Source organism: Streptomyces sp. NPDC014864 (assembly GCF_043081525.1).
Classification (GTDB): domain Bacteria; phylum Actinomycetota; class Actinomycetes; order Streptomycetales; family Streptomycetaceae; genus Streptomyces.
The window spans coordinates 1-9,510 of record NZ_JBIBWT010000017.1 but is presented as its reverse complement, the minus strand read 5'-3'; the positions used below and the strand labels follow the sequence as shown (position 1 = coordinate 9,510).

Annotated in this window: 9 protein-coding genes; 8 read left to right on the top strand and 1 reads right to left on the bottom strand. The window is 71.1% G+C overall.

Annotated features, from left to right (window positions below; translation table 11 throughout):
• Positions 1-14: 14 nt before the first annotated feature.
• The 4 genes from ACF1A5_RS26490 (at position 15) to ACF1A5_RS26475 (ending at position 3,760) form a co-directional block, all read left to right on the top strand.
• Positions 15-431, top strand: coding sequence for a transglycosylase SLT domain-containing protein (locus tag ACF1A5_RS26490; protein ID WP_392195379.1), 417 nt, complete (start codon positions 15-17; stop codon positions 429-431).
• Between the two features lie 300 nt (positions 432-731).
• Positions 732-1,451 carry a YoaK family protein gene (locus ACF1A5_RS26485; RefSeq protein WP_392195378.1) on the top strand — a complete coding sequence of 240 codons (720 nt, stop codon included), beginning with the start codon at positions 732-734 and terminating at the stop codon, positions 1,449-1,451.
• 123 nt (positions 1,452-1,574) lie between these two features.
• On the top strand, positions 1,575-2,009 hold the full coding sequence (locus tag ACF1A5_RS26480; protein WP_392195377.1) for a VOC family protein: 435 nt from the start codon (positions 1,575-1,577) through the stop codon (positions 2,007-2,009).
• A gap of 515 nt (positions 2,010-2,524) precedes the next feature.
• Entirely contained in the window at positions 2,525-3,760 is a 1,236-nt protein-coding gene (locus ACF1A5_RS26475) for a cytochrome P450 (RefSeq protein ID WP_392195376.1), read from the top strand.
• Between the two features lie 207 nt (positions 3,761-3,967).
• Here the strand turns inward: ACF1A5_RS26475 and ACF1A5_RS26470 are convergent, their stop codons facing one another.
• On the bottom strand, positions 3,968-4,315 hold the full coding sequence (locus ACF1A5_RS26470) for a hypothetical protein (RefSeq protein WP_392195375.1): 348 nt from the start codon (positions 4,313-4,315) through the stop codon (positions 3,968-3,970).
• A 731-nt stretch (positions 4,316-5,046) separates the two neighbouring features.
• Between ACF1A5_RS26470 and ACF1A5_RS26465 the strand changes: the two genes are divergently transcribed.
• The 4 genes from ACF1A5_RS26465 (at position 5,047) to infA (ending at position 9,382) form a co-directional block, all read left to right on the top strand.
• Complete coding sequence (locus tag ACF1A5_RS26465) at positions 5,047-6,162, top strand: glycosyltransferase (RefSeq protein ID WP_392195374.1); 1,116 nt, start codon at positions 5,047-5,049, stop codon at positions 6,160-6,162.
• A 226-nt stretch (positions 6,163-6,388) separates the two neighbouring features.
• Positions 6,389-8,008: a hypothetical protein gene (locus ACF1A5_RS26460; protein ID WP_392195511.1), complete on the top strand. Its 1,620-nt coding sequence runs from the start codon at positions 6,389-6,391 to the stop codon at positions 8,006-8,008.
• A 287-nt stretch (positions 8,009-8,295) separates the two neighbouring features.
• The gene (locus ACF1A5_RS26455; protein ID WP_392195373.1) at positions 8,296-9,093 is read left to right on the top strand and encodes a GNAT family N-acetyltransferase; all 798 of its coding nucleotides are present in this window, start codon (positions 8,296-8,298) and stop codon (positions 9,091-9,093) included.
• A 91-nt stretch (positions 9,094-9,184) separates the two neighbouring features.
• Positions 9,185-9,382 (top strand): translation initiation factor IF-1, encoded by a 198-nt coding sequence (infA, locus tag ACF1A5_RS26450; protein WP_392195372.1) that lies wholly within the window; start codon positions 9,185-9,187, stop codon positions 9,380-9,382.
• Positions 9,383-9,510 lie beyond the last annotated feature (128 nt).

The window sequence follows — 9,510 nt, the reverse complement described above, 5'->3', positions numbered from 1 at the left end:
GCAAGAGGTTCTCCGTGTCCGTCTCCTTCATCCGCCGCATCGCCACCCCGAAGAAGTCCCTCACCACCGCCGCCGTGGCCGCCGCCGCCGTCGGCATGGCCCTGACCGCGGCCCCCGCCCAGGCCGCCCCCGCCAACTCGGCCGGTCAGGCGCAGGCGATCGCGCACCAGATGATCCCGGACGCCGCGCAGTACAACGCGTTCAGCAAGATCGTGGAGCGCGAGAGCAACTGGAACGTCTCCGCGACCAACTCCTCCTCCGGCGCCTACGGCCTGGTCCAGGCCCTCCCGGCCTCCAAGATGTCCACGGCCGGGTCCGACTGGAAGACCAACGCCCAGACCCAGATCAAGTGGGGCCTGGACTACATGAACTCCCGCTACGGCAGCCCGGCCGCCGCCTGGAACTTCTGGCAGGCCAACGGCTGGTACTGAGCCGCACCCGCGGTCTGAGCCACCTCACGGCAGCCATGGAGGCGGCGGTCCCCTGATCCCCGGGGCCGTCGCCTTCGCCGCACCCGACCAATCGGAACGCGGCACCCCCCGGGCCCGACCCTCCGACCGCGGCCCCCGGGCCCGGCACCCACACCGCACCGCAAGCGGCGCACCCCAGGCCCGGCACCCCGGGGCCTGGCAGCCCGGCCCCGGCACCCCAGGCCCCGCCCTACCGCGCCCGGCACCCCGGACCCGGCGAGCCCCTCGGCCGGCCCCCGACCGCTCTGCTTTGCTGGCGCCATGACCGCAGCTCAGCCCCCTGACCGGCCAACGGGACCGCCGCCGGCCCCGCCCCCGGACAACCCCGAGTCGCGCGGACTGCGCCTCGGGGCCGTGCTGTTGGGCCTGACGGTGGTCAGCGGCCTGATCGACGCCGTCGGTTATCTGGGCCTCGGCCACGTCTTCACGGCGAACATGACCGGCAACGTGGTGGTCCTGGGTTTCGCCGCCGCCGGTGCCCCCGGCTTCTCGATCCGCCACACCCTGACCTCCCTGCTGTGCTTCCTGGCAGGTGCCACGGCCGGCGGCCGGATCGCGGTGCGCTTCGGCGGCGGCTCACGCCGCACCTGGGCCCGGGTGACGCTCACCGCCGAGTCCGTGCTGGTCGGCGCCGCGGCGGCGGTGGCGTTCGCCGAGCCGGACGCGAACGGCACGACGTACGCCCTCATCGCCCTCACCGCCTTCGCGATGGGCCTGCGCAACGCCACGGTCCGCAAACTCCACGTCGCCGACCTGACGACGACCGTCCTGACGATGACCCTGACGGGCCTCGCCTCCGAATCCCGCCTCGGCGGCGGCGACGGCCGGCGCTCCGCCCGCCGCGCCGCCGCCGTGGCCGCGATGGCGGCGGGCGCCCTGCTCGGCGCCTGGCTGGTCACCCACCACAACCTGGCCGCCCCCCTCCTCCTCGCGGCACTGGCAGCGGGCACGCTGGCCCTGGTCACGTCGGGCCGCGAGTGAACCTCGCGTGCGCCGACGAGGCGACCGGACGGCACCGAAGCTGCCGGCAGTGGCTGTCCTCCCGCCAACATGCCGCTCCACAGCGGGAGATGAGCGACACAGTCCCCCTGCTATGGTGCGCCGATGTCATCGATCAAGCAGTTCCAAGTCACCTTCGACTGCGCGGAGCCCGCGCCCCTCGCCGGTTTCTGGTGCGAGGTGCTGGGATACGTCGTACCGCCGGTCCCGGAGGGGTTCGCCACATGGGAGGACTACCACCGCTCGCTGCCGCCTGAGGACCAGGTCGTCTACTTCGCTTGCAGTGATCCTTCGGGTGTGGGCCCCCGCCTGCTCTTCCAGCGCGTTCCCGAAGGGAAGGTCGTCAAGAACCGGGTGCATCTCGACGTGCGGGTCGGCACCGGACTCGTGGGCGAGGAGCGCCTCGCCACACTGGAGGCGGAATGCGCCCGACTGGTCGCGCTCGGCGCGGTACACGTGCGAACGCTGCTTGCCGACGACGAGAACGAGTCGTGCATCCTGATGCAGGACATCGAGGGCAACGAGTTCTGTCTCGATTGACCGTCCTCCGCGACGGCCAGATCCGGGGGAGAGCCGCCCACCTGGCCTTCCTCGCCGTAGCCGCGTTGACGCCGACCCTGACGGCCTGGGCGGGCTTCGTCCCGTCGCCGGTGGTGCCCGGGGTGTGCCGATTCCGGGTCACGGGTGCTCCTCGCCGCTGGACGGTGTGGGCGTAGCACGGCGCTGGTGGTGTGGACGCCTCCCCCCGCACCCTCGTTGCCACCGCCGTCGATCAGGCGGGTGCCGTCGACGGATTCGGGCATCGCGCGTGTCCAGATGCTGTGCCCAAGGCCTCTCCGCCGGGTTGGGCACCTGACCCAGCGGACGGCCCTACTCCGGCACGTTCAACCCGAGCGAACGCAGGCGGGGGATCGTCCCGGTGGCCCGAAGGCGCCATCCGCGCATCCGGACCAATCACCCGGGAGTCCGGCGTGCCGCGCCCCTCGCCACAGATGGAACCCGTTACTACCTCCTCGGTAGTTTCTGCTGGGCCGTCAGAATGGTGGGAGTCGCTCATGCCCTGTCCAGCGCTGCCCGACGGTTTCGACCTCACCGACCCCGATCTGCTGCACCAGCGCGTGCCTCTTCCGGAGTTCGCCGAGCTGCGCCGGACGGAACCGGTCCGCTGGATCGAGCAGCCGCACGGCCTGGCCGGTTTCGCCGACGACGGCTACTGGGCCGTGACGCGGCACGCTGACGTCAAGTACGTGTCCACGCATCCCCAGCTCTTCTCGTCCTCCCTCAACACCGCCATCATCCGCTTCGACGAGCACATCGAGCCCGAGGCGATCGACGCCCAGCGGCTGATCCTGCTCAACATGGACCCGCCGGAGCACACCCGGGTCCGGCAGATCGTGCAGCGCGGTTTCACCCCGCGCGCGATCCGGGCGCTGGAGGACCGGCTGCGCGCCCGCGCACGGGCGATCGTGGAACGGGTGCGGGCGCTGCCCGGCCCCTTCGACTTCGTCATGGAGGTCGCCTGCGAACTGCCGCTGCAGACCATCGCGGAACTCATCGGAGTGCCGCAGGAGGACCGGGCGAGGATCTTCGACTGGTCGAACAGGATGATCGCCTACGACGATCCGGAGTACGCGCTCACGCAGACGGCCGGGGCGGAGTCGGCCACGGCGATCATCGCGTACGCGAAGAACATGGCCGCCGACCGCAAGCGGTGTCCCGCCGAGGACATCGTCACCACGCTGGTGGCCGCGGAGCACGAGGGCAACCTCGGCTCCGAGGAGTTCGGCTTCTTCGTGCTGATGCTGGCCGTCGCGGGGAACGAGACGACGCGCAACGCCATCGCCCACGGCATGCACGCCTTCCTCACCCACCCCGCGCAGTGGGAGCTTTTCCGGCGGGAGCGCCCCGCGACGACCGCCGAGGAGATCGTCCGATGGGCGACGCCGGTGGTGTCCCTCCAGCGAACGGCGGTCGAGGACACGGAACTCGGCGGCCGGCGGATCAGGAAGGGCGACCGGGTCGGCCTCTTCTACGCCTCGGCCAACCATGACCCGGAGGTCTTCGACTCCCCGGACGTCTTCGACATCACCCGCGATCCCAACCCGCACCTCGGCTTCGGCGGCGGAGGACCGCACTACTGCCTGGGCAAGTCCCTGGCCGTCCTGGAGATCGACCTCATCTTCCGGGCGATCGCCGACGCGATGCCCGGCCTGCGGATGACCGCCGCTCCGCGCCGCCTTCGCTCGGCCTGGCTCAACGGCGTGAAGGAACTCCGGGTCACCACCGCCTGAGAGCCCGGGACGGCCGGGGAGGGTCGTCAAGGGCTCGGGCACGTGTGCCGTGCCGGGGAGTCGCCCGGCACGGCACAGCGTCCTTCCTCAGGGCTCGCGCAGGACCTGCCTCACGGCGACACGCTGCTCAGTCGTTCCTGTCGGGAATGGCCCTTCCCGGAGCGCCGGCGGCGCGCTGCACTTTCCGGACGTCGTCCTTCGCGAACGTCACGGTTGGGTGAGTTCGACCCAGGGCTCGTCCCAGACGAAGGTTTGCCCCTCGATGTCACCGTGTGTCTCCCACACCTCGTTGTCCGTGGTGAGCACCTTGGCGTAGGCCGAGTTGCCCTGCGCCGTGATGGAGACGGAACACGGATTGGCGGGGTAGTTGGGGTTGGGGTCTCCGTCACTGATGTTGGTCCAGACGTAGGGCCCGGTCGCCTCGCCGGTGACGCCGTCCCCGTCCAGGTCCACTCCGCCGTCCAGGCCCCGGCGACCGACGAAGTAGCTCCCGTCGGTGGTGAGCACCGCGCTGAACTCCTCGGAGTTGCTGGGAGCGTAGCTGTCGATGTCCATGCAGGGGCCGGTGTCCCCCGTGGGGCCGGTGTCCCCCGTGGGGCCGGTGTCCCCCGTGGGGCCGGTGTCCCCCGTGGGGCCGGTATCGCCCGTCGGACCGGTATCGCCCGTCGGACCGGTCGGGCCGGGGGGCCGGTCGGACCGGTCTTGCCCCTGCAGTCGTCGCCGTGGTCCCGACCGGCTCGTGGGCCGTCGCACCAGTCGCCGCCCGCGGACGTGCCCTTCAGCACCATGGACCGGTGAGGGCTGCTTGTGGCGGCCAGGGCAGGACTGGAGAGGCCCAGCATGACGAGAGCCACTGATGTCGTCGCGGCTCCGACGAGCCACCCGTGCCGCTTCGGAAGCGGACCGAGCCCGGACGGGGCTCTGTTCGCAGGACTCATGAAGACCTACTTTCCTCGGTCGAAGTGTTGTTCGTGCCTCAGGAGTGCGGGCGCCACCCCTTGCCCGGGGGAAACGCCCCGCCCGTGTCGGCCCGGGCCCACGGGGCAGGTGTTCCGCCTGCCGAGCACGCCCCAACGTGACGGAATGCACCATTTGTCATGATTTGATCGTTAATCCCGTACACCGCATGCGGCACGCGCAACCAGCGACGGACGGACCGCCCAAGACCCCCTGAACGGACCAGACTGCGGTGTGCCGGACTTCTTCCGGGCCGGGCATCGCCTTAAAGTCACCGTCACATTCACGTGGCGAACGGTGATGATGTGCAGCCGTCAATCTGCCTTTGCATGATCGTCAAGAACGAGTCCGGCGTCATCGAACGCTGCCTCTCCTCGGTCCGCGACCTCATTACCACCTGGGTGATCTCCGACACCGGTTCCACGGACGGCACGCAGGAGTTGATCCGCGAGGCGCTCAGGGGTGTCCCCGGTGAACTTCACTCGGAGCCCTGGGTCGACTTCGGTCACAACCGCAGCCTGAACATCGCTCACGCCCGCGGGAAGGCCGACTACCTGCTCCTGCTCGACGCGGATCTGGAGGTCCGGCAGGACGGGCCCCTCCCACCCTTGACGGCCGCTTCCTACATGCTGCGGCACGAAGGCGACCTCGAGTACCGCATCAAGCGACTGGTACGAGGTGACATCGCCTGGCGTTACGAAGGTGTCACCCACGAATACCTCACCACCGACGAACCGGCCGATCAGGCGAAACTCGATGCCCTCGTCATCGTGGACCATGCCGACGGAGGATCGCGTCACGACAAGTTCGAGCGCGACGCACGTCTGCTGAGTGCTGAGCTCGAGCGAGATCCGGACAACCCCCGCACTGTCTTCTACCTGGCCCAGACCAAGCGGGACATGGGCCGGGCGGAGGAGGCGATTGCGCTGTACGAGCGTCGCGCCGCGATGGGCGGTTGGTCCGAGGAGGTCTACTACTCCCGGGTCCAGATCGGTGTCCTCAAGGCCGGGAGGGGCGACTGGCCCGGCGCCATGGATGCGCTCGTGCAGGCCTGGGAAACCCGGCCCCACCGCCTGGAAGCCTGCTACGAATTGTGCTCGCGACTGCGCGTCATGGGTCGCTACCGGACCGCATACACTTTCGCCTCCGCCGGTCTCAACCGGCCCGTGCCGGACGACCTGCTCTTCGTCAGCCCCTGGGTGTACCGCTGGGGCATGTTGTTCGAGTTCTCGATCAGCGCGTACTGGGTGGGGGACTGGGCAGGCTCGTACCAAGCCTGCGACCGGCTCCTCGCCATGCCCAACGTGCCTGACGCCCGACGCAGGCAGACACTGGTCAACCGTGAGTACGCCGCCCAGCGCCTTTCCCCGGTACTCGGCGTCCCCTCCCCGGGATCCACCCACCGCAGGCGGCCCAAGACCGCGAGGGGGAGGCGCGAGCGATAGGACCCGAGGGCCCATCACGGTCGACCACCACTCCGACCGGTGGAGGGCCCGCCACCTGGCATGCCGGTCCGGGCGCGGAGGCCCGTCCGCATGCCGCCCGCCCCGGAGCCGCCGGCCTGCCATCGCCGGCCCGCCTCCGACGGACCCGGGGACCAACCGCCGCGCCCCTAGGCACGTCCTGGCATGTGGAACAGTGTCCCCCGGCGTCAATGGAAGAGCGGTGACCGTGGCTTCTGCGCACCTCACGTCCGTACCCGCCGGTGGGACGGCCAGCAGCCGGAGGGGAAGGTTCCGACTCTTCTGCCACCGCCACCGGGTGCCGCTGCTGGCCACCGTGCCCACCCTTCCGCTGTACGTCCTGTGGGCCACCGTGCTGGCCACGGGCGGCGGGGACCTGGCGGCGCAGGACGCCTGGGCGGGGTTCGCCGCGCGCCACCCCTCGTCCGCGTACAACCTCTTCTGGTACGGCGGGATGCACACCGCCAACTACAGCTTGCTGTCACCGCAGTTGATGGCCTGGATGGGCGTGCGGACGGTCACGGTCGCGTCCGGGCTCGCGGCCTCCTGGTGCGCGGCCCGCCTCCTGGAACGCACGCGGATCGAGCGGCCCGTGTGGGCGGCCCTCCTGGCGTCCGCCGCGCTGTGGTGCGACGTCGCCTCCGGCCGCACCACGTTCGCCCTCGGGGTGGCGATCGGCCTCGCCGCGTGCCTCGCCGTCTCCGGACACCGGGACCGCCCGGGTCTGGCGGCGCTCCTCAGTGCCCTGGCCACCATGGCGAGCCCCGTGGCGGGGCTGTTCCTCGTGGTCGCGGGGGCCGGTTGCCTGCTGAGCCGGCGGTACCACTGGGGCGCGGCCCTGGTCGTGCCGCCGGCCGTCGTGGTCGGCCTGACGACGGCGCTGTTCCCGTTCCGGGGCGAACAGCCCATGTTCGCGGGCCGGATCTGGCCGCCCGCCCTGTTGGGCCTCGCCGTGTTCGTGCTCGCCCCGCGCGACTGGCGGGTACTGCGGCGGGGGGCGGCCGTCTACGCGGCCGGGGTCGTCCTCACGTATCTGATCCCCTCGCCGGTCGGCACGAACGTAGAGCGGCTCGCGGAGCTGATGGCACCGGCCGTGCTGCTCGCGGCGGCCATGGCCCCGCGGCTGTCGCCCGTCCGGCGCGCCGCCCTGGCCGTGGCGCTCGCCCTGTCGGTGAACTGGGTGACCCAGAAGACCGTCGACGACCTGCGGGTCTCGACCACGGTGCCGGCCTGGGCGGCCGACACGGACGGCGTCGTGGCCGCCCTGGAACGGCTGGGGGCGGACCGGACCCGGGTGGAGGTGGTGCCGGCCCGCGACCACCGCGAGGCCAGCGGCCTGGCCCCGCACGTCAATTCCGCCCGGGGCTGGAACCGGCAGCTGGACGTCGAGCGCGGACGGCTCTTCTACGACGGCTCGTTCTCCCCGACCGCCTACCGGGCCTGGCTCGATGACGCGGCCGTGGGGTTCGTGGTCCTGCACGACGGCCAGCCCGACGGGCCGGCGGCGCGGGAGGCCGCCTTCGTCCGCGGCGGTTCCCCCTGGCTGGAGCCGGTCTGGCGCGACGCCCACTGGCGGGTCTACCGCGTGCGGGGGGCGGTCCCCCTCGTCTCGCCGCCGGCGACGGTCGTCCGCTTCGACGACGCCGAACTGGTGGTCCGCGTCGGGCGTCCGGGCCCGGTGACCGTGCGCATCGCCTATTCGCCGTGGCTGTGGCCGGACAAGGGCTGCCTGGAGCGGGAGGGCCGGTGGGCCAGGCTGGACGCGCCCGCGGCGGGCGAGTACCGGCTGTCCTCCCGCTACCGCCTTCCGTGGCGCGGGCGGTGCTAGGTGCGTACCGATGCGTCGGTCTCCGAGAACGCGCGCCCGCGCCATGCGGCCGTCCCGGGGCACGCGTCGCCCGGCGGGGCGGGGGCCGGGGAGCCTCCGCGGAAAACGGGTTGGGCGGGGCGCCGCCCGCTTGGTAGCGTGCGGAACACCGTGACAGGCCGCTAGGAGGTGAGACCCGTGAACGCTGTTCTCAAGTGGGTGCTCCCCCTTTCCCGCACGGTGCGCGAGTGACGTAGGTGTCCTCGGGAGTGCCTCGACCGACAGGGCATTCCTGAAAGGGCATCACCATGGACACATCGCATTTCTCTTCGCGCACCGGGGGCCACCCGGTGACGATCACACGGGTCTCGCAGACGCACTGGCTCGCCGTCGAGGACGACCGGGAGGTCGGGCGCGGCGACGCTGTGCGCAGGCCCGACGGGCGGATGTTCGTCAGCGTCGACGCGTGGCAGGACGCGGTCTTCGACCGGCTCGCCGCCGCGATGGTGGCGGACCTGCCGGCGCCGTTGCACGTGGTGGTCGGTGAGACCGACCACCAGGTCAGGGCCGGTTGGGAGCGGGCCGGTTTCACGACAGGGCGCCGTGAGCGGGAGTACGCCGTGCCCACCGACCCGCGGGTCACCGGGCTCGACGCGGTGCTGCCGCCGTCGGCCGTGACGGTCGTGCCCGCCGGCGAGGCGCGGGAGGACCCGCTGCGCGTGCTGGACCGGGCGATTCGCGAGGAGGTCGGGGCCACGGTCGGCTGGCGGACGATGCCGGCCGAGGTGCTGCCCCTCCCTGCCGGGGGCACGGTCGTGGACCCGTCGAAGTACGCGGTCGCGGAACTGTCCGGTCGCTACGTGGGGCTGATCCGGGTGGCACCGGTCCCCCGAAGGCCGCGGATCGGGCTGATCGCGGTCCTGGCCGAGGAGCGGCGCCAGGGCATCGCGCGGGCGCTGCTGGCCGAGGCGCTGGGTTCGCTGCACCGCTCCGGCGCCGAAACGGCATGGGCCGAGGTGGACGAGTCCAATGCCGCCGCCGCAGCGCTCTTCGAGGGCGTGGGCGCCCAGCGCACGGGCGTGAATCTGGAGTTGGTGCGCCTTTGAGGCGCCGCCGCGTCAGCGCGTCCCCGAGTTTTTCACCGTCATCGACTCAAAGGAACGAGTGATTTTGCCGAAAACATCGGGCGGTCTCGAAATGGAGGGAACCGTCGTCGAATGTCTGCGCAACGCCACCTTCACGGTGGAGCTGCACAACGGGCACAAGGTGCTCGCGCACATCAGTGGGAAGATCCGGAAGAACTACATCAAGATCCTCCCGTACGACCGGGTGCTCGTGGAGCTGAGCCCCTACGACCTCACCCGGGGCCGGATCATCTACCGCTACCGCACGTGAGCGCGATCATCCCGCCTCGGTGAAGGCCATCGTCCTAGGTCGTGTCTTCAATTGATCTTGAGTGGTGGATCATGGTCGGGTGATACGTCGCCATGAACTGTCCGATGAGGAGTGGGAGTTCCTCCGTC